The organism is Jannaschia helgolandensis (genome assembly GCF_900109285.1).
GTDB classification, from domain to species: Bacteria; Pseudomonadota; Alphaproteobacteria; order Rhodobacterales; family Rhodobacteraceae; genus Jannaschia; species Jannaschia helgolandensis.
Window position 1 is genome coordinate 189,351 of the sequence record NZ_FNZQ01000003.1, and the last position, 25,612, is coordinate 214,962.

Here is a 25,612-nt window from a genome sequence, read left to right on the forward strand (position 1 = left end):
CTAGACATTGTGATGCAATCGGGCAACCGTTCAGGCCCGTCGGCGGCAGAAACCCGCGCGTGCCGGGTCCGGCCTCCGGTCAGACGTCTTCGGTCAATGGCCAGTAGAAATCTGGCGGAAGGCCGGCATCGGCACGTTTTTCGACGTTGAAAGGGGGTTTCAAATTGCCGTGGAAATGGCGGCGCACCAGATCATGGAAGGCGGGCTTCGGGTCCAGGTCCCGCCGTCCGCACAGGAAATTGAACCATTTTGACCCGAACGCGACATGCGCCACCTCTTCGCTGTAGATGGTTTCCAGCGCGGTGACCGCGTCGGTTGCCCCGGCGCGACGAAAGACCTCGATCATGCCCGGCGTGACGTCCAGCCCGCGCGCCTCCAGTACCATCGGCACGACGGCCAGACGGGCCATCAGGTCGCCTGCAGTTTCTTCCGCCGCGCGCCACATTCCGGCATGGGCAGGCAGGGCACCATAGTGGCTGCCGACCGCGTTCAGGCAATCCGCCATCAGATTGAAGTGTTTCGCCTCGTCGTCTGCCGCCGACACCCAGTCGTCGAAGAACCCCATCGGCAGGGGCGACGTGGAAAAGCGCGCGATGATGTCCCAGTGCAGGTCGACGGCGTTCAATTCGATATGCGCGACAGCATGCAGGAGGGCGATCCGGCCCTCGGGCGTGCCGGGTTTGCGGCGCGGCACGTCGCGCGGCTGGGCCAGTTCGGGCCGGTCGGGGCGTGCCGGTTTGTCAGGCGGCGTCGCGGTGCCGACCGGAATGACCGCTGCCCCCTCGGCTCGGGATGCGCGCCAACGGGCCGCGTGAGCACGAGAGAGGGCGGTCTTGGCGCGGCCCTCGGCGGTCGTCAGCACCTCGACCGCCATCCGCGCGAGACTGAGCGTCATCCCCTCACCGCGTCCAGCACGTCGTCCACATGGCCCGGCACCTTAACCTTGCGCCAGACCTGCCGCACCTTGCCCAATCCGTCGATCAGGAACGTCGCACGCTCGATCCCCATATAGGTCTTGCCGTACATGTTCTTCTCGACCCAGACGCCGTAATCCTCGCAGGTCGTGCCGTCCGCATCGGAGGCGAGGATCACCTTCAGATCGTGCTTGGCCAGAAACTTGTCGTGCTTGGCGGCGGTGTCCTTCGACACGCCGATCACCACAGCGCCCGCCGCATCAAACGCGGCGATGGCTTCGGAAAAGGCGATGCCTTCCTTGGTGCAGCCGGGCGTGTCGTCCTTGGGGTAGAAATACAGCACCACCTGTTTGCCACCCGACTTGCCTGTGAAATCCGACAGGCTGACATGGCCGCCGCCATCTCGGGGCAGGGTGAATCCGGGGGCGTCCGCACCCGCTTCGATCTGACTGGACATGACATTCTCCGCTGGTTGGGTGACTGTTATCTATGGGGGACTTGGAACCCGGCAGGGGTCAGGTCAAGATGCAGTCCGCGCTTCCCAATACTCCGGATGCCCAATTCATATGCCACAAGCCCCGGACAGACCGGTCAGACGACCCGGCCAACGCGCCCTGCGCGGGGTCGGGGTTCTGCTGCTGATCGTGGGGGTGATCGCGGCCGGAACAGCCTTTCGTCTGACCCGTGGACCGATTGCCCTGCCGGAATGGACGGTTGACCGGATCGAAGAGCGGATCGGACGCAATCTGGGCCCGCGCGCCGTATCCATGGGACAGGTCGCGATTTCGTATGATCTGCGGGACCAGGCGCTGCGGCTGGTGTTGCGCGACGCGCAACTGACGGACGCGGGCGTGCAGGTTCTGCTGTTGCCCGACGCGCGCGTGACACTGGATGGCGCGGCCCTGTTGCGCGGAAAGCTGCGCCCGCGCACCGTCGCGGTCGAAGGGCTGACGCTGGATATGTCGCGCGATGCCGAGAGGCGCTTTTCGCTGGCATTCGGGTCGGGCGGCGGCGCGCTGCCGGGCACCTGGGCCGAGGCGCTTGCATCGCTGGACACAGCATTGGCGACTCCGGCCATTGCCGCGCTGGACAACGTCACGATCGAGGGCGTCACCGTCCGGTTCGACGACGTGATCACCGGCCTGTCGCAGCAGACGGAAAACGGCACCTTCACCTGGGCTCGACAGGGCGCGGGCGTGCGATTGACCCTGACGTCGGATCTGCGGCTGGGTGCGCGCAGGGCGCAGGCCGCACTCAGCCTGTTGCGGCGCACGGACGACGACGGAGCCGGACAGGGTGCCGAGGCGACCTTTGCGCTGACCTCTTTGTCACTGGCGGGATTGGCGGACATGCTGCCCAATATTCCGGCCCTGACGCTGGTCACGGGCGAGGTGTCGGCGACCGCGGCCATGACCCTGTCCGAGGATGGCACGCCCGGCCCGCTGCGGGGACGCGTGGTGGGACGCGACGCCCGCATGACGGATCACGCGTCGATGGCGCTGGACAGGGCGGTGCTGGCCTTCGACTGGTTGCCGGGATCGGGCCGGATCGGCCTGTCGGAAATCTCGGCCTCGTCGGACGAGATTGCGGTTCTCGCAGGCGGTCAGGTCCTTCTGGACGACGGATTGACCGGACCGGTCCAGGTGCAGTTGCAACTGGGGGAGACGATCTTCGACCCGGAAGGCCTGCTGGACCGGCGTGTCGAATTCCGGCAGGGCGTGATCGAGGCCCGGCTGATACAGCGTCCGCTGGGCCTGCGGATCGGGCAGGCAATGGTAACGGGTCCAAGCGGAACGGCGCGTCTGTCGGGTCGTCTGGACTACGGCGCTGAAGGTGCGGTCGGTGCGCTGCGCCTGTCGGTGCCGCGCATGAACGTGGCGGACCTGACCGCGCTCTGGCCGCCGTCCCTGCAGACGCAGGCCCGCGACTGGTTCACCACGAACCTTCTGGACGGCCAGGCAACGGATGCGACGGCACTGGTCCGCATCGCGCCCGGTCAGCCCCCCGAGGTCGCGGCCAGCTTCGATTTCGCCGATGGCAACTTCCGCTACATGCGTGCGATGCCGCTCGCCACCGGTGCGGCGGGGGCCGCACAGCTGAGTGGCAATCGTCTGACCCTGCGCGTTGACCGGGGTCGCGTGCCCGCCATCGGGCCAGACCCGTCCGACCCGACGGGGCCGGGGGGCGAAGTCGATATCGCTGGCAGTACCTTTACCATCCTCGATACCACACAACGACCTTCGACCGGCAAGCTCGCGCTTCTGGCTCGCGGTGAGATCGGCGACATGCTGACCCTGCTGGACAATCCGCCATTCCGCCTGCTGCAACGGCTGAACAAGACCCGTGACATGGCATCTGGCCGGGCCGAGGCGCGGGTGTCGGCGACCTTACCTCTGCGCAAGGGCAACGCCCCGGCGGATTTCGTCTATGACGTCACCGCGCGCCTGACGGACGTGGAAAGCCGCAGCATCGTGCCGGGGCGCCTGATTGCCGCCGATGACCTGACGCTGACCGTCGTGCCGGGGCATGTGCAGATTGCGGGCGACATGGCGCTTGAAGGTGTGCCGTTTTCCGGCCGCTGGCAGCAGTCCCTGCCACCCCCTTCGACCACACCGCTTGATCCGAATGCGCCACCGCCTCCGGCACGGCGCCTGCCGGAGCCGGGGCGCGTGACCGGCACGGCACGCATTTCGCCCGATGGGCTGGCACGGCTAGGGATCGCGCTGGACGCGCTGTCGCTGCGCGGATCGGCGCAGGCCGATATCTCCGTCAGCTTGCCGCAGGGCGCTGCCCCGCGCCTGTCGGTCACCAGCGATCTGCGCGGCATGTCCGTCGCTTTGCCCGTCATCAGTTGGTCCAAGCCCGCCGAACGATCGGCGTCCTTCGCCGTCGAAGCGACATTGGGCGCCGTGCCCGAGGTCACGCGGATCAAGCTGGACGCACCGGGCCTGACCGCGCAGGGGCATGTGACCCTGCGCCCGAACGGCGGCGGGTTGGAGCTGGCCACCTTCGACAGCGTCGACACCGGATGGTTCCGTGGCCCCCTCGTCCTGACGGGGCGGGGTCCGGGCGTGTCGCCGGCCATCTCGATCCGCAGCGGTCAGGCCGACCTGCGCCGCGCGCTGCTGGCGGGTGACGCGGGCAGCGGGGGTGGGGGCGACAGCGCGCCGCTGGAAATCGCGCTTAACCGCCTGACGATCACCGAAGGCATCGCGCTGACCGACCTGCGCGCGACACTGCGTGGCGGATCGGGCAGTTTCACCGGGCGCATCAACGGCGGCGCGGCGGTTGAGGGCGTGCTGGCCCCACAGGGTGGCGGCTCGGCGGTGCAGGTGCGGGGCACGGATGGCGGCGCGGTCCTGCAATCTGCCGGGCTGTTCAGGGACGCGCGGGGCGGATCGATCACCATGACGCTGCGCCCGACCGGGCAGACCGGCGTTTATTCAGGGGCGCTGCGCATGGGCAATGTCCGCGTCCGCAACGCGCCTGCGCTGGCCTCGCTTTTGCAGGCGCTGTCGGTGGTCGGCATTCTGGAGCAATTGGGCGGAGAGGGTCTTTTCTTCCAGACCGTCGAATCGGACTTCACGTTACGCCCCGATGACATCGTCGTGCAGCGGGCCAGCGCGGTCGGCCCGTCGATGTCGATCACGGCGGACGGCACCTATGACATCGGCACTAAGCGGATGGACCTGCAGGGCGTCATTTCGCCCATCTATCTGGTAAACGGGCTGTTCGGTGCGCTGTTTGCGCGACGGGACGAAGGGTTGTTCGGCTTCACCTATCGCCTGACAGGGCTTGCCGCCGATCCGCAGGTTTCGGTCAATCCTCTGTCGATCCTGACGCCGGGGGTGTTCCGCGACATCTTCCGCAAGTCGCCACCTTCCTGAGCGGTTTCCCGGCTGCTAGGACGCGGCCATGAAACTCAGCGATTTCGATTTCGACCTGCCCGACGACCTGATCGCGACCCGGCCCGCCACGCCGCGATCGTCATCGCGGCTGATGGTGATGGAGGGCGACCGGATCAGCGACGCTGTCTTCACCGATCTGACCCGTTGGCTGCGACCCGGAGATCGTCTTGTTTTGAACGATACCAAGGTGATACCAGCCCGTCTGAACGGCACGCGGGTGCGGCAGACGGCGGATGGATCGGGTCGCGCGAAGGTCGAGCTGACACTGACTGCGCCGCAGCCGGACGGGTCGTGGAAGGCCCTGGCCAAGCCGCTGCGCAAGCTGCGCGCCGGCGATCTGATCGAATTGGCGGCGGGCCATACGGCGCAGGTCATTGCACGGGGCGAGACCGATCTGACGCTGCGGTTCGACTGCGACTCCAGCGCGTTGCACGCCGTTCTTGAGGCCGCGGGCGAGATGCCTTTGCCGCCGTATATCGCCGCCAAACGTGCGCCCGATGCGCGCGACAAGGACGATTATCAGACCGTCTGGGCCCGCCATTCCGGAGCGGTTGCGGCGCCTACGGCGAGTTTGCATTTCGATACGCCATTGCTGGAAGCCCTGCGAAATCAGGGTGTTGAATTCACCGAAGTCACATTGCATGTCGGTGCGGGCACCTTTCTTCCGGTCAAGGTCGAAGACGTGACGACGCATCGAATGCATGCCGAATGGGGCGAGGTCACGCCCGATGCCGCCGCCGCCATCGCCGCGACCAAGGCGGCGGGCGGGCGGATCATTCCCGTGGGGACAACCGCCCTGCGTCTGATCGAAAGTGCGGCTGCGAACGGAGAAATTAATCCGTTTCAAGGGGATACGGACATTTTCATATACCCCGGATATGATTTCCGGGTGGCGGATGGGTTGATCACGAACTTTCACCTGCCACAATCGACGCTGCTGATGCTGGTGTCGGCGCTGATGGGACGGGATCGGATGCTGGCGGCCTATGCCCATGCGATTTCGCGGTCCTACCGGTTTTTCAGCTATGGCGACGCATCGTTGCTTTTGCCCACACCGCGGCATTGACAAACAAGCGCTTGCGCGGCGGATTTCGTAGGTGATGCGGGTATTCGCAACGGGTGATCTGCGTCGGACGTCCGCACGTTAATCTTCGATACTCACCTGGACGGTAGACCCGGATCGAGGCGATGACGTGCTCGCAAAAATGGCCACCCGTCCCGGCGTCGCATTTCGGCTGGACGCATCCCGCCATCGGGCGTAGGCGCGCCAAGACACAACCGTTGATCGAGGCCGCCCGATGCTGACCGTCATCCGTAACTCCTGGGCACTTTTGTTCGGCATCATGCTGCTGATGCTGGGCAACGGTATGCAGGGCACGCTGCTGGGTGTGCGGGGCGCGATCGAGGGGTTCTCGACCGGCGCAATGTCGATCATCATGGCCAGCTATTTCGCGGGCTTCCTGCTGGGCTCGCAGATGGTGCCGGACATGATCCGCAGGGTGGGGCATGTGCGGGTGTTTGCGTTTCTGGGCTCGCTCGCCTCGGCGGGTCTGATCCTCTATCCGCTGCTGACGAACCCGATCGCCTGGACCGGACTGCGGCTGTTGCTCGGCTTCTGCTTTTGCGGCGTCTACATCGTCTCGGAATCATGGCTCAACAATTCGACCACGAACGAGACGCGGGGCCGGGCGCTGGCGCTGTATATGATCGCCCAGATGGTCGGGATCGTCGCGGCGCAGGCCCTGTTCGCCTGGGGCGATGCGTCGGAGTATACGCTGTTCATCATCGTGTCGGTCCTGGTGTCGCTGGCCTTCGCGCCGATCCTTCTGGCGGCGACGCCGGTGCCGCCGTTCGAGAGCGCCAAGCCGATGTCGTTCAGCAAACTTTATAGTGTATCGCCGCTGGGCTTCATCGGCATTTTCCTGATGGGGGCAGTCTTTTCCGCGCTGTTCGGCATGGCCGGCGTTTACGGAGCGGCGGCGGGGCTGACCACGGGGCAGATCGCATTGTTCGTTTCAGCGATCTATACTGGGGGGATGCTACTGCAGTATCCAATTGGCTGGCTGTCTGACCGGGCCGATCGGCGAAAACTGGTCATCGCGGGTGCGGTGATCGGGGTGCTGGCCTGTGGGTTGGGCATATCAGGTCTGGGCGGCGTCAATGGAGCGCTGGTATCGGCATTCCTGATCGGCGGCATGGCGAACCCGCTTTATGGGATTCTGCTGGCCTATACGAACGACTATCTGGAATACGAGGATATGTCGGCGGCGTCCGGTCGGTTGCTGTTCGTCAACGGTCTGGGGGCGGTCGGCGGGCCGCTGATCACCGGTTGGCTGATGGGTGTTGCCGGACCGGCGGGGTTCTTCATCTTCGTGGGTGTGTTGATGCTGGTGCTGGCGGTCTATGCCGGGTGGCGGATGACGCAGCGTGGCGCGCAACCGATCGGCGACGATACCAATTATGTCGTCATGTCCCCGATGGCCACCACGCCTGTCACCATCGAATCCGTGGTCGAGGAGTGGGAAGATCAGGCCCCGGAGGTCGGGACCGACACCATGGCGGTGAACCCGTGACCGCCGCCGTCGCACCCGTCGCGCCGGACGCCGTCCTGCGGTTCTGGCTGGAGGAGTGTTCGCCTGCCGACTGGTACACACAGGACGACGCGCTGGATGCGAAGATCCGGGACCGGTTCGGCGCGACCCTGGATCAGACACTTCCCCTGTCGCAGCCCCTTTCGCAGTGGCGCACCACGCCCGAGGGCACGCTGGCGCTGCTGATCCTGACGGATCAGTTTCCGCGCAACATGTTTCGCGGCACGGCGCGGGCCTTCGCCACGGATAACTTGGCGCGGGCGGTGACGAAGTGGGCCATCTCACGCGGGTTCGACCGTCGGATCGAAGGGACAGCGCGTCAGTTTTTCTATCTTCCGCTGGAGCATTCGGAGGTGATACCCGATCAGGAGCGGGCCGTCCGTCTGATCGCGATGTGGGGGGAAGCGCCGCAGACGCTGCTGCATGCGCGTGCCCATCGCGCGATCATCCGCCGTTTCGGGCGGTTCCCGTTCCGCAATGCCGCGCTGGGACGGATGACGTCGCCCGCCGAACAGGCCTTCATCGACGACGGTGGGTACGGCGCGATTTTGCGGGATTTGCAGGCGGGGTAGGCCGCGATCAGTCGGAAGGGCGGACCCGCGGACACAGCCATGCGTCGAGGAACGTCAGAAGCGGTTCACGCAGCCCGTCGCCCACATGCAGGGCGCAGAATCGCAGCGCCATGACCTGTATCGCAAAGGCCTGCACGCCCTCGGCCAGAATGTCGGGCGGAACGTCGCGGCGGAAGGTGCTGCCTGCGATCCATGTCGAGACCACGCGGACATAGCGCTCGAACGTGCGCGCGATTGGGCCGATGTCCTCGATCGCGGCGGCCCCCGAGCGGCGCAGGATAACGTCGAAGACATAACGCTCGCAGGTCATGAAGGTCATCAGCGGCATCAGGCGATCGACCAGATCTTCGGGGCTGCGCGGCGCGGGGGCGGTTTCGATGGCATCCAGGTGGGCGTCGATCCGGGAGCCGATCAGCAGGTCCATCAGCGCATCCTTGTCTTTGAAATGCGCGAAGAAGGTGCCCTTGGCGACACCTGCGGCCAGCACGATCTCCTCGACGCGCAGGGCCTCGAACCCGGTGCGTGCCACAGCGGCTTCGGCGGCCGCGATCAGGCGGGCGCGGGTTTCGAGCGTGCGTTTCTGGACCGGTCTTTCCATGACCATGATCTGCCAGTTTTTTCGACCGTGGTCAAATTACACATTGACCGTGGTCAATTTTATTGCAACAGATATGACCACGGTCAATTAAGGAGGCAACGATGACACCCAAGCGTATATTCATTCTTGACGGCCACCCTGCCGAAACATCTCTCTCGCGCACCTTTGCCGAGGTCTATGCGACGCGTGCCAGGGCCGCCGGTCACGAGGTTCGGATGGCGCATCTGCACGACATGGTTTTCGACATGGACTTCGGGCAGGGCGGCTATGACAACTGGAAACCGCTGGAGCCGGTGCTGGACGGCGTGCTGTCCGATATCGAGTGGGCGAACCATGTCGTGCTGGCCGTGCCGATGTGGTGGGGCGGACTTCCCGCCAAGCTGAAGGGGCTGATCGACCGGACATTCCTGCCGGGCCGGACGTTCGACACGCGCGTCCTGAAAATGGGGATGCCGACGCCGATGCTGACGGGACGCAGCGCGCGGGTGATCGTGACGTCGGACACGCCGGGCTGGTTCCTGCGGTTGGTCCACCGGAACGCCATCTTTCATCAGTTGGGCGGACATATCCTGGGTTTCGTGGGCATCCGGCCGACCCGGTTCACGTATTTCTCCGGGGCCAGCGATCCGCGTCCCCGCGCGGTCGATGGCTGGATCGCGAAGGTCGGACGACTGGGCGCGGTCGCCGCCTGAAATGCCGGGGGCTTACCCCCTTGCATCTAACCGTTTAAGGCTGAACTATATTCCAACACCGTCCGAACGGAGCAGATATCATGGCCCAGCAATTCGACCTGATCGTGATCGGCGCAGGACCCGGCGGCTACGTTGCCGCCATACGTGCCGCGCAACTGGGCCAGAAGGTTGCCTGCATCGAGCGGGAAAATCTGGGTGGCATCTGCCTGAACTGGGGCTGCATTCCGACCAAGGCGATGCTGCGCTCGTCCGAGGTGTTCCACCTGATGCACCGCGCCAAGGAGTTCGGTCTGAAGTGCGATGGGGTCGATTACGATCTGGACGCCGTGGTCAAACGCTCGCGGGGTGTGGCCAAGCAGTTGTCGGGCGGCATCGGGCATCTGTTCAAGAAGAACAAGGTCACGACCATCATGGGCGAGGCCAAACTGGTCGGCAAGGGCAAGGTGTCGGTGAAAACCGACAAGGGCGAAGACATCCTTGAGGCCAAGAATATCGTGATCGCCACCGGTGCGCGGGCCCGCGACCTGCCGGGGCTGGAGGCAGACGGCAAGCGCGTCTGGTCCTACAGGGCCGCGTTGCAGCCGCCGCATATGCCAAAGAAGTTGCTAGTCATCGGGTCTGGGGCCATCGGCATCGAATTCGCCAGCTTCTACAACACCCTCGGGGCCGAAACGACTGTCGTCGAGGTCATGGACCGTATCCTGCCGGTGGAGGACGAGGAGATTTCCAAGTTCGCCAAGAAGCAGTTCGAAAAGCAGGGGATGAAGATACTACAGAAGGCGACCGTCAAGTCGCTGGACCGCAAGGCCGACAAGGTGATCGCCACAATCGAGGCTGGCGGCAAGTTCGAGACGCAGGAGTTCGACACGGTGATTTCGGCCGTCGGTATCGTCGGCAATATCGAAGGTCTGGGACTGGAGGATGTGGGGATCAAGATCGATCGCACCCATATCGTCACCGACGAATTCTGCCGCACCGGGGTCGAGGGTATCTATGCCATCGGCGATATCGCCGGTGCGCCGTGGCTGGCGCACAAGGCGTCGCATGAAGGCGTGATGGTGGCCGAACTGATCGCGGGCAAGAACGACGTGCATCCCGTGCGTCCCGAAAGCATCGCGGGCTGCACCTATTGCCACCCGCAGGTTGCCTCCGTGGGCATGACCGAGGCCAAGGCCAGGGAAGCCGGACACGTTATCAAGGTCGGGCACTTCCCCTTTATCGGCAACGGCAAGGCGATTGCCCTGGGAGAGCCGGAGGGCATGGTGAAGACCATCTTCGACAAGAAAACCGGCGAATTGCTGGGGGCCCATATGATCGGCGCGGAAGTGACCGAGCTGATCCAGGGCTATATCGTCGGGCGACAGCTGGAGACGACGGAGGAGGATCTTGCGCACACCGTGTTCCCGCATCCGACCCTGTCGGAAATGATGCACGAGAGCGTGCTGGACGCGGACGGGCGGGCCATCCACTTCTGATCGCGTCCCGATGATCTGTCGGAGCCTCCGGCGGGAATGTTTGACGAACGAAGACTATGTTGCGGTTTTAATGTGCTGAATATTTTCCCTCCGGAGGCTCCGACGTGAATGCCGGATGTCCCTGGGCGGGCGCGCAATGCCGTACCGGGCGCAGGATACTTCATGTTTAAGAGGGTGGGGCAGGCCTAAAACCGATAGGTAAGCTTCAGGCCGACCGTCCTGATATCCGCCTCGACGTTGAATGGGGGCATCGGGCTGTCATCCGGATCGCGGTATCGATGGTGCAGGTATTCGACGCCCAGATCGACCGAGGGCGTGATGCGCAGATCGACACCGCCGCCGACAACATATCCCATGGCGCGCGACGACGGGCCGCCCGGACTGGAAATACGGGTGCTGGTTACGCCGACAGTGCCATAGATCAATGCGCGCCCCATGCTGACCCCAAGCCGCCCCGAGGCCCGTAAGCCGTTGTCAAAATCGACTCGCCGTATCCCCGAGGAAGGGCTGCCGTTGACGTCCCACGCCGCGATTTCCCCACCGTAGACCATACGCCCCGACTGCCGCTGGTAGCCCAGAGCCACGCCATAGGCATCGCCCGAACCGGACAGCGAAAAGGCCGTGGTCGGAAAATCGGCGCTGAGGCTATTGTCGGACACCCCGAGACTGGCGCTGACATAGGGGCCGGACCAGTCGAGAGGGATCGTTCGATCCTGGGCCTGTGCCGTGGAGGCGAGCGTGGCCAGAAAGGCTGTGGCAAGGGCTGTGAGGCGCATGGGGAAACTCCGATAGAGCGATTTGTCTGAAAATGCGTATCGAAGTGGAGAACGTCGCGGAAGCCGGAACCTTAATGAAAGGTTAATGTAAACAATTGGTTAACTGGTAAACGACAAGCGCGGACAGAACCGGCTTCAAGGGACTGGCGGACCTTCTTGCAGCCTGCAAGAAATGGCGGATGGAACGAACTCGCTGGGGCCTCGTGGTCCTGATTTTCGTCGGCGGTCTGCTGGCTGCCGCGCAATTCGGAAAGATCGCGCTTTTGCTGCCCGTCGTGGCGGGCGCATTCGACCGGCCCGTGACATCGGTCGCGTTTCTGGTGTCGGTCGTAGGGTTGATGGGGCTGTTGCTGGGGTCGATGGCCGGAGGCGTCGCCGCAGGTTTCGGCATCGGGCGGACATTTCTGGCAGGTCTGGTGTTGGGCGGCTCAGTGTCTCTGGCGCAGGCCCTGATGCCGTCTCTGGGCGTGTTCGTCATCACCCGCGTGGTCGAAGGGCTGGCCCATCTGGCGCTGGTCGTGTCCGGGCCTCCGTTGATGGCGGCGGCGGCAAGCGACCGGGATCGCCCGTTGGTGATGGGGCTGTGGGCGGTGTTCTTCGGCACGTCGCTGGCGATTTCGGCGCAGATATTTCCGGGCATACTGGCGTCCGGCGGGCTGCCTTTGCTGTTCGCGCTGCATGGGGCGGCTCTGCTGGTGCTGGCGGCGGTGTTGTGGCGATGGGTGCCACGGGTGCCGATGGTACGGGTGTCGCTGAACCCCGTGGCCGTGCATCGGGCGATCTATGGCTCGATCCGCTCTATGGCTCCGGGGTTGGGCTTCGTCTGCTACACTTTCCTGTTCATCGCCGCGATTGCGTTTCTGCCGGGCGCACTGAACCGGCCTGCGCTGGCGACAATTCTGCCGGTGGTGACGTTGACGTCCACCCTGGCGGGCGGAGCGCTGTGCAGCCGGTTCGCGCCGCATCACGTGGCGGCGGTGGGGTATGCCGGAACGGCACTGGGGTCCGTGGGCGTGGCGCTGGGATTACCGGGCGCGGTCGAGGGCTGTTTTCTGGCCATGGGCCTGATCCCTGGTGCCAGCTTCGCGGCAATTCCGGCCTGGAACGCGGCTCCGGGCGACCGGGCGCGGGCGACGGGGGCCATCGCGCAGTTGGGCAATCTGGGAACCGTCACCGGCACGCCGGTCTTTGCACTGACATTTGCGGCGGGGGGCATGGCGGCGTTGTCATTACTTATGGTGACCATATCGGTGCTGGGTCTGGCGCTGGCGTTATGGTCGGGACGGCGCGCCTCTGGCAGCGTCGCGGCGGAAGTGGTAAACGTTCCGTAAATGTTCTGGCCGATTCCGGTCGGAGAGGTTGCAAGACACGTCGCGATCCCTAGGTGGCGTAGCGACACACCGGGGGCGATATGGCCGAACAGAAATTCATCGAGGTGCGCGGCGCGCGCGAACACAACCTCAAGGGAATCGACGTGGACATTCCGCGCGACCAACTGGTCGTGATTACCGGGCTGTCGGGCTCGGGCAAGTCGTCGCTGGCCTTCGACACGATCTATGCCGAAGGGCAGCGCAGATATGTCGAGTCGCTGTCGGCCTATGCGCGCCAGTTCCTCGACATGATGCAGAAGCCGGACGTGGATCACATTTCCGGCCTGTCGCCCGCCATTTCCATCGAACAGAAGACAACGTCCAAGAACCCCCGGTCAACTGTCGGTACGGTCACGGAAATCTATGACTACATGCGTCTGCTGTTCGCGCGCGCAGGCACCCCGTATTCGCCTGCCACAGGTCTGCCGATCACTGCGCAACAGGTGCAGGATATGGTGGACCGCGTCATGACGATGGAGGAGGGGACGCGCGGATATCTGCTGGCCCCCATCGTGCGCGACCGGAAGGGTGAGTATCGCAAGGAGATGCTGGAGCTGCGCAAGCAGGGCTTCCAGCGGGTCAAGGTCGACGGGGAATTCCACGATCTGGATCAGCCGCCCGAACTGGACAAGAAGTTCCGGCATGACATCGACGTTGTGGTCGACCGGATCGTCGTGCGCGAAGGGCTGGAGACGCGGCTGGCGGATTCGTTCCGCACGGCGCTGGATCTGGCCGATGGCATCGCCATTCTGGAGACTGCGCCCAAGGATGGCGAGCCGGAGCGGATCACCTTCTCCGAAAAATTCGCCTGTCCGGTGTCGGGCTTCACCATCCCCGAGATCGAGCCGCGCCTGTTTTCCTTCAATGCGCCGTTCGGGGCCTGTCCGAAATGCGACGGATTGGGGGTGGAGCTGTTTTTTGATGACCGGCTGGTGGTGCCGGACGTGACGCTGCCTCTGGCGAAAGGGGCGATCGCACCATGGAACAAGGGAAAAAGCCCTTATTTCATCCAGACGATCGAGTCGATCGCGAAGCATTACGGGTTCAACCAGAAGCTGCCGTGGAAGGATCTGCCGGAGAAGATCCAAGAGGTGTTTTTGCGCGGATCGGGCGACGAGAAGATCAAGTTCCGCTATGACGAGGGCGGGCGCATCTATGAGGTGAGCCGGGTGTTCGAGGGCGTGGTCCCGAACATGGAACGTCGCTACCGCGAGACGGATTCGGCATGGGTGCGCGAGGAGTTCGAGCGCTATCAGAACAACCGGCCGTGCGGCGCCTGTGGCGGCTATCGTCTGCGGCCCGAGGCGCTGGCGGTGAAGATCGACATGAAGCATGTTGGCGAGATCGTGCAGATGTCCATCAAGGAGGCGCTGGACTGGTGTGCCCAGGTGCCCAAAGCCCTGTCCAAACAGAACAACGAGATCGCGCGCGCCATCCTGAAGGAAATTCGCGAGCGTCTGGGTTTTTTGAACAACGTTGGCCTGCAATACCTGACCCTGTCCAGAAACGCGGGAACCTTGTCGGGTGGCGAGAGTCAGCGCATCCGGCTGGCGTCGCAGATCGGCAGCGGTTTGACGGGTGTGCTTTATGTGCTGGACGAGCCGTCGATCGGTCTGCACCAGCGCGACAACGACCGGCTTTTGACGACGCTCAAGAACCTGCGCGATCAGGGCAATACGGTCATCGTGGTCGAGCATGACGAGGAAGCGATCCGCGAGGCCGATTACGTCTATGACATCGGGCCGGGGGCCGGTGTGCATGGCGGCACGGTCGTGGCGCATGGCGTGCCGTCCGAACTGGAGGCAAACCCGGCCAGCATCACGGGCGACTATCTTTCGGGGCGGCGGTCCATTCCGGTGCCGGACAAGCGCCGCAAGGGCAACAAGAAGAAAGTCACCGTGGTCAAGGCGACGGGCAACAATCTGAAGGGCGTCACGGTCGATTATCCGCTGGGCCAGTTCGTGGCCGTCACCGGTGTGTCGGGGGGTGGCAAATCGACCCTGACCATCGAGACGCTGTTCAAGACGGCCAGCATGAAGCTGAACGGTGCCCGGCAGACGCCCGCGCCCTGTGAGACGGTCAAGGGACTGGAGCATCTCGACAAGGTGATCGACATTGATCAGCGGCCCATCGGACGGACGCCACGGTCAAATCCGGCGACCTATGTCGGGGCATTCACGCCGATCCGTGACTGGTTCGCCGGTCTGCCGGAATCGAAAACGCGCGGATACAAGCCCGGCCGGTTCAGCTTCAACGTCAAGGGCGGGCGCTGCGAGGCCTGTCAGGGCGATGGCGTCATCAAGATCGAGATGCACTTCCTGCCCGACGTCTATGTCGAATGCGAGACCTGCCGGGGCAAACGTTACAACCGCGAAACTCTGGAGATCCACTTCAAGGGCAAAAGCATTGCCGACGTTCTGGATATGACGGTCGAGGATGCGCAGGAATTCTTCAAGGCCGTGCCGACGATCCGCGAGAAGATGGACGCGCTGATGCGAGTGGGTCTGGGCTATATCAAGGTGGGCCAGCAGGCGACGACCCTGTCGGGCGGCGAGGCGCAGCGGGTGAAGCTGTCGAAAGAGCTGTCGAAGCGGAGCACGGGGCGCACGCTCTATATCCTGGACGAGCCGACGACGGGTCTGCATTTCGAGGATGTGCGAAAGCTGCTGGAAGTGCTTCATGAATTGGTCGATCAGGGCAATTCGGTCGTGGTGATCGAACACAATCTGGATGTCGTGAAAACCGCCGACCACGTGATCGACATCGGCCCCGAGGGCGGGGACGGCGGCGGAGAGGTGGTCGGCACCGGCACGCCCGAACAGATTGCCGGGATCGAGGACAGCCACACGGGTCGCTACCTCAAGACTTTGCTGGCCGGACGCAGGGTCGCGGCGGAATAGGGGGCGTGGCCATCACGCCCCCAGGGTCAGTTCAGGACGACATCGAGGATATCGAGGACGAGGCGCTGATCCCGGTCGAGGCGCAAAATGCGGTCGCCTGCCCGCACATAGGCCTCGCCATCATTGAGACGCGGCAGGCCATAGTCACGGCGGTCGATAATCACATAGTCGCGATCCAGCCGGTCGCCGACCCGGTAATGGCCCCGGTCGTCGTCATCGCGATCCATCTTGCGGGCTTGTCCCGGTGGAATGCAGGGCGGGTCCTTCTTGGCCAGACCTGGCGGGCAACGACCATTTGACGGGTTCGCCACCCGTTCGGCGCGATGATCGCCGTTGCCGTTGCCATTCCCCTTGCCGTTGGCGAACGCCGGGGCTGTCGCGGCCAGACCAAGAACCGTGGTCAATATCAGGAACTTTTTCACAAGTCTCTCCATTCCATTGGTTGTGCGCCAAGCCAACGTGTGGACCAGGTATACGGTTCAGTCCGTGTGGCAACTTCGGCGGCGTTCCGCCCGGCCGCAATGAGGGCAAAGCGCCGGTGAGCTAGCTCACGATCAGTCGGCGCAGCCCGTGAAAGTGATAGATATCGGCATAGCGGGGCGGTTCTGTCAGGCGCAGATCGGGTCGGCGTTCGCGCAGGGCCTGCAATCCGTGCAACAGTTCCAACCGGGCCAGCGGCGCGCCAAGACAGAAGTGCAGCCCGGCCCCGAAGCTGGTCGAGACCGGCGCATCCGGGAAGCGGGTCGCGTCGAAGGTCGCGGGGTCGGCATAGGCGGCGGGGTCGCGATTTGCGGCCCCCAGCAACAGCCCGACCTGTTCGCCTCGGGCAAAGCGGTGCCCCTGCACCTCGACGTCTTCGGTGGCATAGCGCGTGAACATATGCAGCGGCGGATCGTGGCGCAGCACCTCCTCGACCAGATCGGGAGTGACGGGCGTGCCCCAGTGACCTGCCGCGATCAGACCTGAAATACCGTTGCCCAGCGTGTGCACCGTCGCTTCGTGCCCCGCATTCAGCAGCAGGATGCAAGTGGCGGTGACTTCCTCGGACGAGAGTTTTCCGTCCTGCGCAACGGCCAGAAGCTGGGCGATCAGGCTGTCGTCCGGGGGCGCACGGAAGATATCGTGCAGGTAGGCCGTGAATTCCGTGGCAGCCTGGGCGGCGGCAAGTTCATCGGCATGGGTGCGGCACGCCTGATACATGCCAACCATGGCGTTCGACCAGCCCAGCAACAGGGGCGCATCGGATTCCGGCACGCCCAGCAGGCGGGCGATGACGCGCACCGGCAGGGGCCGGGCAAAGGCATCGAGCAGGTCGAACGCGCCTGCCGGAAAGCCGTCGATCAGGCCGTGGGCCAGCGCCGCAATCTCGGGGCCGAGGGCGGCGACCCGGCGCGATGTGAAGGCGCGCAAGACCTGTGATCGCAGGCGGGTGTGGCGCGGCGGCTCCAGTTCCAGCATCGAATGTTCCTCGACCGACCAGAATCCGGCTTGATGCGCGGGCCGTACTGGCGGAAACGGGTCTTCGCGTCCGAACCGACGGTCACGCAGCAAAGCGCTGACCACTGCATGCGAGGCGGCGACCGGCATTTCGTAATCCGTCCACCACGCCAGCGGCCCGGCGGCGCGAAGCCGGTCGTAGAACGGATATGGGTCCTGAACGAAGGCCGGATCGGTTGGGGATTGGTCGAAGCGGTCCATGACGCCCGAAGTGCCGGGACGAACCACAGGCGTCAAGGCTTGGCCCCGCGACCGGGCAGTCGTAGGCTTGGCACATGCACCGCGCGTTTCTCATCCTTCTGACACTGACGGCATCGGCCCTTTTGGCGGGAGCCGTCTGGTGGACGACGCTGGGCACGGCACTCACCGCGCTGGAGGCCAAGGGCCGGTCGGACCTGAGCCTTGCCGCCGACCGTCTGCGGCTGGAGTTGCAACGCGGGCGCGATCTGGCTGTCCTGTTAGCGGGCGATCCGATCATCGCCCGGTCGATCGCCAATGCGGGCCGTATCGAATACCCGGCCACACGCTTGCAGGGCTTTGCCGACCGGTCGGGTGCATCGGACGTGCTGCTGCTGCGCAAGAACGGGGTCATTATCGCCTCTGCTTCCGGTCGTCGGGGCGATCTGTCTGCGACCGGCTGGATGGAGCGGACGCGGCAGGGGGCGCTGGGCGTCGGCGCGATGCCACCCGACAGCGGGTCGACGGGCCGCATATTCACCCACGCCGCGCCGACGTTCGATGCGCAGGGCAAGGTGTCGGGCGCGGTGGCCGTGACGCGTGATTTGACGACGCTGGAGCGGAGCTGGCGCGGCGATCCGCAGGCGATCTATTTCACTGACCGGGCGGGCCACGTCGTGGTGTCGAACCGCGAGGAATTGCTGGGAGGCCCGCCGCCGCAGGAACGCGTCCCGATCCAGGGCTTCGACATCCGGCGGACCGAGATCGGGCGCTATATCCCGCGCGATGCGCTGCATCTGGAACTGCCGCTGCCGACACTGGATCTGACGGCGGAAATCCTGCTCGACACGGCGCCGGCACGGGCGCTGGCCATTGCGCGGGCACAAGCGGCGGGCGCAGCGCTTCTGGTGCTGGGCGCATTGCTGGTTTTTCTATGGGAACGCCGTCGCGTACTGGCCCGGGCCAATCTCATGCTGGAGGATCGCGTGGCCGAGCGCACCGCAGCGCTGACTGCCGAAGTGCGCGACCGGCGCGAGGCGCAGACCGCCCTGACCCGCGCGCAGGCCGATCTGGTGCAGGCGGGCAAGCTGTCGGCCCTGGGGCAGTTGTCGGCGGGTATAAGCCATGAGTTGAACCAGCCGCTGATGGCGATCCGAAGCTTCGCCCAGAACGGCGCGACCTTTCTGGAACGCGGAAATGTCGAGGCAGCAGGCAGCAACCTGACGCGGATCGGCGATCTGGCGGGCCGCATGGGACGGATCATCCGCAACCTGTCGGCCTTCGCCCGCGCCGAGCCGCAACCGGCGATCGAGACGGATCTTGGGACCGTGATCGAGATCGCGCTGGAAATCACCGAAACGCGGCGGCGTGAAACGGGGGTGGAGGTGCGACTGGATCTGCCGGAGATGCCGGTTCTGGCGATGGCGGGCGAAGTGCGGATGGCGCAGGTCGTGGTCAACCTGATCTCGAACGCGGTGGATGCGATGGCCGGGCGCGAAACACGCTTGCTGACTATCACGCTAAGCGACGGGCCGCCCGCGATCACGGTGCGCGATACCGGGCCGGGGCTGGATAACCCGGAGGCGATTTTCGACCCGTTCTATACCACCAAGGAGGTGGGCGCCGGGCTGGGGCTGGGCCTGTCTATCAGTTACGGTATCGTGTCCGGTTTCGGCGGCGCGATCCGGGGCAGCAACGTCGAGGGCGGGGCCGCATTCACGGTCGAATTGCAGCCTGCGGTCGCGGCATGCGACGGGGCGGCGGCATGACCGATGTCCTGCTAGTCGAAGACGATCTGAACGTCCGCGACGCGCTGTCCCAGACACTGGAACTGGCGGATCTGAACGTGACGCAGGCGGGCAGCTTCCTGGCCGCACAGCCGCGCCTGACGCGCGATCTGGCGGGCGTGGTGGTCAGCGATATCCGGATGCCGGGGCGCGACGGGTTCCATCTGTTGGCCTGTGCGCGGCAGGCCGATCCCGATCTGCCGGTGATCCTTCTGACGGGCGAGGGGGATGTGCCGACGGCGGTGCGCGGCATGTCGGAAGGGGCCTTTGCGTTTCTGGAAAAACCCTGCAATCCGGATGAATTGGTGGCGACGGTGCGCCGCGCACTGACCCTGCGCCGCGCGACGCTGGAGGCCCGGCGGGCACGGGGGGCGCAGGAAGGCGGGGACGCGGCGGCGCGGATGCTGACGGGCGTATCGCCGCAATCGGGTGTGCTGCGGGACACGACCCGGACGGTTGCGCGGGCCTCGGGGGCGGTGCTGATCCACGGAGAGCCGGGGACCGGCACCTCGAAAGTGGCCGAGGTGATCCACCTTCTTTCGCCGCGTGCGACCGGACCGTTCGTCAAACGCTCCGCCCCCGCACTGGACACCGCAACGCTGGTCGAAGCGCTGACGCTGGCGCGCGGTGGAAGCCTGTTCGTGGATCATATCGACGCCCTGCCGCGCCCCTTGCAACACCGTTTGCCCGAAGACGATGCCCAGACGGATGGCGTGCGGCTTCTGGCCGCGACGAACGCTGATCCGGCGGTGCTGCACCATGCGCTGGATCCGGATCTTTTCTACAGGCTTGAGGCACTGCGCGTCCATATCACGCCGCTGCGCGACCGGCCCGGCGACGTTCCGGTGCTGTTCCGGCATTATCTGGCGCTGGCCTGCGAACAGGCCGACCTTCCGGTGCCCGACGTGCCGCCGGACGTGCAGTCCCGCCTGATGGCGCAGAACTGGCCCGGAAATGCACGCGGGTTGATGAACCATGCAATGCGCTACGCGATGGGCCTGTCCGACAATCTGACCGTCGAGCCGTCGGAACAGGGCGACAGGCCACGCGCCGGATTGGCGGACCGGATGCGGATGGTGGAACGCTCGATCCTGATCGAGACATTGACCCGACACAAAGGTCAGGCGACGATGGCGGCGCGCGATCTCGATCTGCCGCGCAAGACGTTTTACGACAAGCTGACGCGGCATGGACTGCGGGCGGAGGATTATCGTCCGGACTGACCTGTGCAGATTCTCGCACTAAGACGGGGACAACCGTGCGGATTTCCGCACGATTTTGATTTCGTAGCGTGAACGTAATGCAGTAACCATTTGAAATATATGATTTTCAGATATCGGCGACTTCTCGCTTTACCCGCTTCGCAACGCTGATACCTTTTTTGCAAGCGTTCCGGGGAGGGACGCGCGCAAGGGAGATAAATTCATGAAGTATCTGACAACCGCCGCCACTGCGGTGGCTCTGACCATGACGGCGCAGGCTGCTTTCGCAAGCTGTGAAGCTGGCGAGATCGTCGTCAAGTTCGCGCATGTCACCAACACCGACAAGCATCCCAAAGGCCTTGCCGCCGCCCTGTTCCAGGAGCGTGTGAACGCGGAGATGGATGGCATCATGTGTGTCGAGGTCTTCCCGAACTCTACACTCTACAACGATGACCAGGTGCTGGAGGCCATGTTACAGGGCGACGTCCAGATGGCCGCCCCGTCGCTGTCGAAATTCGAAGCCTTCACCAAGGTTTTCCAGGTGTTCGACCTGCCATTCCTGTTCCCGAACATCGAGGCGCTGGATACCTTCCAGCAAGGCGAAGTCGGTCAGGATATGATGAACTCCATGCAGCGCCGCGGCCTGCAGGGTCTGGCATTCTGGCATAACGGTCTCAAGCAGATGTCGGCCAACAAGGCGCTGATCCTGCCGACGGATGCCGCCGGTCTGAAGTTCCGTGTCCAGCCGTCCGATGTCATCGTCGCGCAGATGGAGGCGATCGGTGTCTCGCCACAGCCGATGGCCTTTTCCGAGGTCTATGGCGCCCTGCAGACCGGCGTCGTCGACGGGCAGGAGAATACCTGGTCGAACATCTACGGCCAGAAGTTCTTCGAAGTTCAGGATGGTGTCACCGAGACGAACCACGGTGCGCTGGATTACCTTGTCGTGACCTCGACCGACTTCCTCGACAGCCTTGATCCGGCGGTGCGGGATCAGATGATGACGATCCTGGCCGAAGTGACGGAAGAACGGAATGCGGCGGTGGGTCAGATCGACCAGGAAGCCCGTCAGGCGGTTCTGGACGCCGGTGGCGTGATCCGCGAACTGACGCCCGAACAGCGTCAGGCCTGGGTCGATGCGATGAAGCCCGTCTGGGCGAAATTCGCCGATGGCATCGGCCAGGACGTGATTGACGCGGCAGTCGCCGTGGGTGCCGCACAGGAGAGCTGACACCGCTCTTACACGACAGGGGGCCGGGCCGCGCGGGGAGAGGATGCGCGGCCCGGTCCGTCACGCAAGGGAGGGGACATCATGGCCGAGCGCTATGTACCGAAAGGCCGACTGGGTCATGTCATTCACAGGTTCGAAGAGATCGCGATCGCCTTCCTGCTTGGCGTGATGACGCTTCTGACTTTCGTGAACGTGCTGCTTCGATATGTCTTCAACCAATCGGTCATCTGGTCGCTGGAAGTCATCCTGATGCTCTTCGCCTGGCTGGTTATCTTCGGCGTCAGCTACGCCTTCAAGACGACGTCCAACCTTGGCGTCGATGCCGTGACCGGCCTTCTGCCGACGCGCGGCAAACGCCTTGCCGCGCTGCTGGCCGGGCTGGTGACCATCGCTTACGCGGCCTTGCTCCTGAAGGGTGCCTGGGACTTCTGGGCCAATTACGGCAACCTGCCGCAGACGACGGGCCGCTGGTTTCCGACCGGATTGCAGGACATGCGCCCGCAGGATTACCGCGGCTATACGCCGACGCAACAGGTGCCGATGCTCGACTGGCTGCGCTGGCCGCTGGAATCCTGGCTGCTGATCGAAGGGGACGAACCCTTCGAGAAATTTCCCCGTGCCATTCCCTTCATGATCATGCCACTGGGTGCGGCGTTGATTCTGCTCCGCGTGGTGCAGGCCGTCATCGCCATCGCGCGTGGCGAACGCGAAAGCCTGATCGTCAGCCACGAGGCCGAAGATGCGGTTGACGAGGCGGCGGCGACCCTGCGCGCCTCGGAGTATCCGGCTGAACACGAAGCAGGAAGGATCTGAGACATGGACGTTCTGCTTCTATTCGTGATGATCGTGGGACTGCTTCTGATCGGTGTGCCGATCGCGGTCAGCCTGGGCTTCAGTTCCATCGTTTTCCTGCTTGCATTCTCGAACACCTCGCTGTCGTCCATTGCCAAGCAATTCTACGACTCGATGGCCGAGCATTACACATTGCTGGCCATTCCCTTCTTCATTCTGGCGTCGAGTTTCATGTCCACCGGCGGCGTGGCCAGGCGGATCATCCGGTTTTCAATCGCCTGTGTCGGCCACTTCCGCGGCGGTCTGGCCATTGCGGGTGTCTTTGCCTGCATGATGTTCGCGGCCCTGTCCGGGTCGTCCCCGGCTACGGTGGTCGCCATCGGCACGATCGTTATCGCGGCGATGAAACAGGCCGGATACACCAAGGAATTCGCCGCCGGTGTCATCTGCAACGCGGGCACGCTGGGCATCCTGATTCCGCCGTCCATCGTGATGGTGGTCTATGCGTCGGCGACGGATGTGTCGGTCGGCAGGATGTTCCTGGCCGGTGTCATTCCGGGCATTCTGGCCGGTCTGATGCTGATGATCACGATCTATGTCATCGCGGTGAAACGGAATATGCCCAAGGGTGACTTCGCGGGCTGGGGCGAGGTCGGGGCATCCTTCCGCGACGCATTCTGGGGTCTGATGCTGATCGCGATCATCATGCTGGGTATCTACGGAATTCCGGGCCTGACGGGTGCGATCTTCACGCCGACCGAGGCGGCGGCCGTCGCGTCAGTCTATGCCTTCCTTGTGGCGATGTTCGTCTACCGCGACATCGGCCCTCTGGCCCCGGCCCAGGCGCAATCGGTCGGCGCGGCGGTCGCGGTCGGTATGAACGCGCCGATCGGGACGCCCAAGTCGCTTATGTCTCACCCCCAGGCGCTGGTCACCGCGTTCTTCCATCGCGACACGATTGCCACGCTTCTGGATGCAGCCAAGCTGACGATCACGCTGATGTTCATCATCGCCAACGCGCTGATCCTGAAATATGTTCTGACCGACGAACAAATTCCGCAGAGCATCGCGAACGCCATGCTGGGGGTCGGCTTGGGGCCGATCACCTTCCTGATCGCGGTGAATGTCATTCTTCTGATCGGCGGTCAGTTCATGGAGCCGTCGGGCCTGCTGGTCATCGTCGCTCCGCTGGTCTTCCCCATCGCGATTGAGTTGGGGATCGACCCGATCCATCTGGGCATCATCATGGTGGTGAACATGGAAATCGGGATGATCACGCCTCCAGTCGGCCTGAACCTGTTCGTCACCTCGGGCGTGGCGGGCATGTCGATGATGGCGGTGGTGAAGGCGGCGCTTCCGTTTCTGGCCGTACTCTTCGTATTCCTGATCATGGTGACATACATCCCGATCATTTCGACGTGGTTGCCGACGCTGGTGATGGGACCGGAACTGATCATAAAATAGGGTCGGGGGCCGGAAGGCCCCTTTCTCTCGCGATCTCTTACTTCGTCATGCGTCCGCTGCGCAGTGATCGAGGATCGGCACATCCCAGGATGACAGCCACGGAGCGGGCAAACATCAGCCGCGTACAGACCCCTTCGGACGGGGTATTTCCCGGCTCCACCCCGGTGAAGAAGGCTTCAATGCCATGGTTCCGTGACATCGACAGCATCGCATGGGCCCCGAGGATGAGGGCCAGTTTACGCCCGCGCCAGGCCGTGTCGGTGGCAAGCATGCCCCAATAGGCCTGCCTGCCCGGAACTGGATGATCGGGGTGTGCAAACCCGGCCGAAGCCCCGCAGGACACCACCTTGCCTTCCCCATCCTGTGCAACAAGGCAGACGGCTGGATTGAGAAGGCCGCGCAGCACCTCGCCGGCCAAGGGCAGGACGCCGCTCCCCAGTGCCATGTCCGCAAGGGAGGCAAGGACCGTCGAGGGGGTATCGGCATCGATACGGGTCATCGTCAAACCGGCAGGCAAGGGCAGATCCCGCACGATTGCCTTGGCCGCCGCAAGGGATGCCGCCCCCCCGTCCCATCTGGAATAGGCAATCGGGACGAGGTTCCGTGCCGTCAGCCCATCATGCAGGGCCGCAACCTCCGCTTCGGGGACCAGGGCGATAGCGGCGTTGCCCTGCACCCGTGCCAGGGCCGTCAGGTGGTCGAGATCGCGGACCGTACCCGTGGCAAGGCCGACCGTGCGTCCGTAGTAGGTATAGCGGGGATCCTGCCCGAGGATGTCGAACAGGGCCCGCCCGCGTCGCAGAAGGGCCCGTTGTTCATCGCTTCCGTAGATATCGTCCTGCGTCATGGCCCTCTTCCCGGTCAGGGTGAGAGGATCCGCCGCAGGACCGGCCCCTGTCAAAGAGTTTCGGGTCGGGCACAGCCGTCAACTGGCGGCAAGCGCCTCGATGATTGGCACGAAATCCGCTGCCTTCAGACTGGCGCCCCCGACCAATGCCCCATCGACATTGGTCAGCGCGAACAACTCCGCCGCGTTCCCCGCCTTGACCGATCCGCCGTAAAGCAATGACATTCGGGGGCCGACCTGCGCGCGCAGCGCGTCGTGGACTTCCGCGACCTGGGCCGCGCTGGCGACCTTGCCGGTGCCGATGGCCCAGACCGGCTCGTAGGCGATGATCGTATTGTCCGCCGTCGCCCCGTCGGGGAGAGAGCCGTTCAGCTGTCCTTCCAGAACCGCCAGGGTTTCCCCGGCCTCGCGCTGCTCCAGTGTCTCGCCGATGCACAGAATCGCAATCAGACCTGCATTCCAGGCGGCCTGGGTCTGGGCCCGGACATCGGCATCGGTCTCGCCATGGTCGGCCCGGCGTTCGGAATGGCCGGTGATGCAATAGGTCGCGCCTGCATCGGCCAGCATCGGGGCCGAGATATCGCCGGTATGCGCGCCTGACGTTTCAGCGTGACAATACTGTCCGCCAAGCGCCAAGCGCGCGTCAGACAGGACCGTCAGCAAGGTGGCAGGGGGGCACAGGATAACGACGCAATCGCCTGCGTCCGCCTGGCCGATGGCCATGGCCTCGGATACGGCGGCGCGCGTTCCGTTCATCTTCCAGTTTCCGGCGGCGATTTTCTTCGGCATGGGGAGCCCTCCTGTTTGCACAGGGGCATA

At 64.3% G+C, this 25,612-nt stretch carries 21 protein-coding genes; 13 read left to right on the forward strand and 8 right to left on the reverse strand.

All coding sequences use genetic code 11. From position 1 onward, the window contains the following. Positions 1-79: 79 nt before the first annotated feature. Both BMY38_RS09890 and BMY38_RS09895 read right to left on the reverse strand, forming a co-directional pair. Complete coding sequence (locus tag BMY38_RS09890) at positions 80-895, reverse strand: ferritin-like domain-containing protein (protein ID WP_092762356.1); 816 nt, start codon at positions 893-895, stop codon at positions 80-82. Continuing rightward, positions 892-1,371, reverse strand: a complete 480-nt coding sequence (locus BMY38_RS09895) for a peroxiredoxin (protein WP_092762358.1) — start codon at positions 1,369-1,371, stop codon at positions 892-894. Before BMY38_RS09895 ends, BMY38_RS09890 begins: the two co-directional genes overlap by 4 nt. Positions 1,372-1,480: 109 nt before the next feature. Between BMY38_RS09895 and BMY38_RS09900 the strand changes: the two genes are divergently transcribed. The 4 genes from BMY38_RS09900 (at position 1,481) to BMY38_RS09915 (ending at position 7,985) form a co-directional block, all read left to right on the forward strand. Beyond that, entirely contained in the window at positions 1,481-4,801 is a 3,321-nt protein-coding gene (locus BMY38_RS09900) for a YhdP family protein (protein ID WP_092762360.1), read from the forward strand. A 28-nt stretch (positions 4,802-4,829) separates the two neighbouring features. Further along, positions 4,830-5,888: a tRNA preQ1(34) S-adenosylmethionine ribosyltransferase-isomerase QueA gene (gene queA / locus BMY38_RS09905; protein WP_092762362.1), complete on the forward strand. Its 1,059-nt coding sequence runs from the start codon at positions 4,830-4,832 to the stop codon at positions 5,886-5,888. A gap of 232 nt (positions 5,889-6,120) precedes the next feature. Then, on the forward strand, positions 6,121-7,395 hold the full coding sequence (locus BMY38_RS09910; protein WP_092762364.1) for an MFS transporter: 1,275 nt from the start codon (positions 6,121-6,123) through the stop codon (positions 7,393-7,395). After that, positions 7,392-7,985 (forward strand): DUF924 family protein, encoded by a 594-nt coding sequence (locus BMY38_RS09915; RefSeq protein WP_092762366.1) that lies wholly within the window; start codon positions 7,392-7,394, stop codon positions 7,983-7,985. Before BMY38_RS09910 ends, BMY38_RS09915 begins: the two co-directional genes overlap by 4 nt. A 7-nt stretch (positions 7,986-7,992) precedes the next feature. Here the strand turns inward: BMY38_RS09915 and BMY38_RS09920 are convergent, their stop codons facing one another. Next, entirely contained in the window at positions 7,993-8,583 is a 591-nt protein-coding gene (locus BMY38_RS09920; RefSeq protein ID WP_092762691.1) for a TetR/AcrR family transcriptional regulator, read from the reverse strand. 101 nt (positions 8,584-8,684) lie between these two features. Between BMY38_RS09920 and BMY38_RS09925 the strand changes: the two genes are divergently transcribed. Together BMY38_RS09925 and lpdA are read left to right on the forward strand one after the other, a co-directional pair. Next, entirely contained in the window at positions 8,685-9,275 is a 591-nt protein-coding gene (locus tag BMY38_RS09925; protein WP_092762368.1) for an NAD(P)H-dependent oxidoreductase, read from the forward strand. 77 nt (positions 9,276-9,352) lie between these two features. After that, the gene (lpdA, locus tag BMY38_RS09930; RefSeq protein WP_092762370.1) at positions 9,353-10,750 is read left to right on the forward strand and encodes a dihydrolipoyl dehydrogenase; all 1,398 of its coding nucleotides are present in this window, start codon (positions 9,353-9,355) and stop codon (positions 10,748-10,750) included. Between the two features lie 185 nt (positions 10,751-10,935). Here lpdA and BMY38_RS09935 read toward each other — a convergent pair whose 3' ends face one another. Continuing rightward, entirely contained in the window at positions 10,936-11,526 is a 591-nt protein-coding gene (locus tag BMY38_RS09935) for an outer membrane protein (RefSeq protein ID WP_092762372.1), read from the reverse strand. A 179-nt stretch (positions 11,527-11,705) separates the two neighbouring features. Here BMY38_RS09935 and BMY38_RS09940 point away from each other — a divergent pair, with 179 nt between their 5' ends. Continuing rightward, positions 11,706-12,857, forward strand: a complete 1,152-nt coding sequence (locus tag BMY38_RS09940; RefSeq protein WP_092762374.1) for an MFS transporter — start codon at positions 11,706-11,708, stop codon at positions 12,855-12,857. A gap of 80 nt (positions 12,858-12,937) precedes the next feature. After that, on the forward strand, positions 12,938-15,796 hold the full coding sequence (gene uvrA, locus BMY38_RS09945) for an excinuclease ABC subunit UvrA (protein ID WP_092762376.1): 2,859 nt from the start codon (positions 12,938-12,940) through the stop codon (positions 15,794-15,796). Positions 15,797-15,822: 26 nt separating this feature from the next. Here the strand turns inward: uvrA and BMY38_RS09950 are convergent, their stop codons facing one another. After that, the gene (locus tag BMY38_RS09950) at positions 15,823-16,218 is read right to left on the reverse strand and encodes a hypothetical protein (protein ID WP_245737564.1); all 396 of its coding nucleotides are present in this window, start codon (positions 16,216-16,218) and stop codon (positions 15,823-15,825) included. A 121-nt stretch (positions 16,219-16,339) separates the two neighbouring features. Further along, complete coding sequence (locus BMY38_RS09955) at positions 16,340-17,494, reverse strand: cytochrome P450 (RefSeq protein WP_092762380.1); 1,155 nt, start codon at positions 17,492-17,494, stop codon at positions 16,340-16,342. Between the two features lie 74 nt (positions 17,495-17,568). Between BMY38_RS09955 and BMY38_RS09960 the strand changes: the two genes are divergently transcribed. From BMY38_RS09960 to BMY38_RS09980, 5 genes are all read left to right on the forward strand, one after another. Next, positions 17,569-19,239: a sensor histidine kinase gene (locus BMY38_RS09960; RefSeq protein WP_092762382.1), complete on the forward strand. Its 1,671-nt coding sequence runs from the start codon at positions 17,569-17,571 to the stop codon at positions 19,237-19,239. Next, positions 19,236-20,480 carry a sigma-54-dependent transcriptional regulator gene (locus tag BMY38_RS09965; RefSeq protein WP_092762384.1) on the forward strand — a complete coding sequence of 415 codons (1,245 nt, stop codon included), beginning with the start codon at positions 19,236-19,238 and terminating at the stop codon, positions 20,478-20,480. The genes BMY38_RS09960 and BMY38_RS09965 overlap by 4 nt, the downstream gene beginning before the upstream one ends. Positions 20,481-20,682: 202 nt before the next feature. Beyond that, positions 20,683-21,690, forward strand: a complete 1,008-nt coding sequence (locus BMY38_RS09970) for a DctP family TRAP transporter solute-binding subunit (protein WP_092762386.1) — start codon at positions 20,683-20,685, stop codon at positions 21,688-21,690. Between the two features lie 81 nt (positions 21,691-21,771). Further along, positions 21,772-22,503 carry a TRAP transporter small permease gene (locus tag BMY38_RS09975; protein WP_092762388.1) on the forward strand — a complete coding sequence of 244 codons (732 nt, stop codon included), beginning with the start codon at positions 21,772-21,774 and terminating at the stop codon, positions 22,501-22,503. A 3-nt stretch (positions 22,504-22,506) separates the two neighbouring features. Further along, positions 22,507-23,946, forward strand: a complete 1,440-nt coding sequence (locus BMY38_RS09980) for a TRAP transporter large permease (protein WP_092762390.1) — start codon at positions 22,507-22,509, stop codon at positions 23,944-23,946. Between the two features lie 37 nt (positions 23,947-23,983). Here BMY38_RS09980 and BMY38_RS09985 read toward each other — a convergent pair whose 3' ends face one another. Together BMY38_RS09985 and tpiA are read right to left on the reverse strand one after the other, a co-directional pair. Further along, complete coding sequence (locus tag BMY38_RS09985) at positions 23,984-24,793, reverse strand: GNAT family N-acetyltransferase (RefSeq protein ID WP_092762392.1); 810 nt, start codon at positions 24,791-24,793, stop codon at positions 23,984-23,986. Between the two features lie 78 nt (positions 24,794-24,871). Next, positions 24,872-25,582 carry a triose-phosphate isomerase gene (gene tpiA, locus BMY38_RS09990; protein WP_092762395.1) on the reverse strand — a complete coding sequence of 237 codons (711 nt, stop codon included), beginning with the start codon at positions 25,580-25,582 and terminating at the stop codon, positions 24,872-24,874. Positions 25,583-25,612: the final 30 nt, after the last annotated feature.

What these genes read in the sequence shown, in the direction of transcription:
- BMY38_RS09965 (WP_092762384.1), top strand. Translation starts at nt 19,236, where the DNA reads ATGACCGATGTCCTGCTAGTCGAAGACGATCTGAACGTCCGCGACGCG.
- BMY38_RS09975 (WP_092762388.1), top strand. Translation starts at nt 21,772, where the DNA reads ATGGCCGAGCGCTATGTACCGAAAGGCCGACTGGGTCATGTCATTCAC.
- BMY38_RS09900 (WP_092762360.1), top strand. Translation starts at nt 1,481, where the DNA reads ATGCCACAAGCCCCGGACAGACCGGTCAGACGACCCGGCCAACGCGCC.
- BMY38_RS09895 (WP_092762358.1), bottom strand. Translation starts at nt 1,371, where the DNA reads ATGTCCAGTCAGATCGAAGCGGGTGCGGACGCCCCCGGATTCACCCTG.
- uvrA (WP_092762376.1), top strand. Translation starts at nt 12,938, where the DNA reads ATGGCCGAACAGAAATTCATCGAGGTGCGCGGCGCGCGCGAACACAAC.
- queA (WP_092762362.1), top strand. Translation starts at nt 4,830, where the DNA reads ATGAAACTCAGCGATTTCGATTTCGACCTGCCCGACGACCTGATCGCG.
- BMY38_RS09940 (WP_092762374.1), top strand. Translation starts at nt 11,706, where the DNA reads ATGGAACGAACTCGCTGGGGCCTCGTGGTCCTGATTTTCGTCGGCGGT.
- BMY38_RS09925 (WP_092762368.1), top strand. Translation starts at nt 8,685, where the DNA reads ATGACACCCAAGCGTATATTCATTCTTGACGGCCACCCTGCCGAAACA.
- BMY38_RS09970 (WP_092762386.1), top strand. Translation starts at nt 20,683, where the DNA reads ATGAAGTATCTGACAACCGCCGCCACTGCGGTGGCTCTGACCATGACG.
- BMY38_RS09920 (WP_092762691.1), bottom strand. Translation starts at nt 8,583, where the DNA reads ATGGAAAGACCGGTCCAGAAACGCACGCTCGAAACCCGCGCCCGCCTG.
- BMY38_RS09985 (WP_092762392.1), bottom strand. Translation starts at nt 24,793, where the DNA reads ATGACGCAGGACGATATCTACGGAAGCGATGAACAACGGGCCCTTCTG.
- BMY38_RS09910 (WP_092762364.1), top strand. Translation starts at nt 6,121, where the DNA reads ATGCTGACCGTCATCCGTAACTCCTGGGCACTTTTGTTCGGCATCATG.
- BMY38_RS09960 (WP_092762382.1), top strand. Translation starts at nt 17,569, where the DNA reads ATGCACCGCGCGTTTCTCATCCTTCTGACACTGACGGCATCGGCCCTT.
- tpiA (WP_092762395.1), bottom strand. Translation starts at nt 25,582, where the DNA reads ATGCCGAAGAAAATCGCCGCCGGAAACTGGAAGATGAACGGAACGCGC.
- BMY38_RS09935 (WP_092762372.1), bottom strand. Translation starts at nt 11,526, where the DNA reads ATGCGCCTCACAGCCCTTGCCACAGCCTTTCTGGCCACGCTCGCCTCC.
- BMY38_RS09955 (WP_092762380.1), bottom strand. Translation starts at nt 17,494, where the DNA reads ATGGACCGCTTCGACCAATCCCCAACCGATCCGGCCTTCGTTCAGGAC.
- BMY38_RS09980 (WP_092762390.1), top strand. Translation starts at nt 22,507, where the DNA reads ATGGACGTTCTGCTTCTATTCGTGATGATCGTGGGACTGCTTCTGATC.
- BMY38_RS09890 (WP_092762356.1), bottom strand. Translation starts at nt 895, where the DNA reads ATGACGCTCAGTCTCGCGCGGATGGCGGTCGAGGTGCTGACGACCGCC.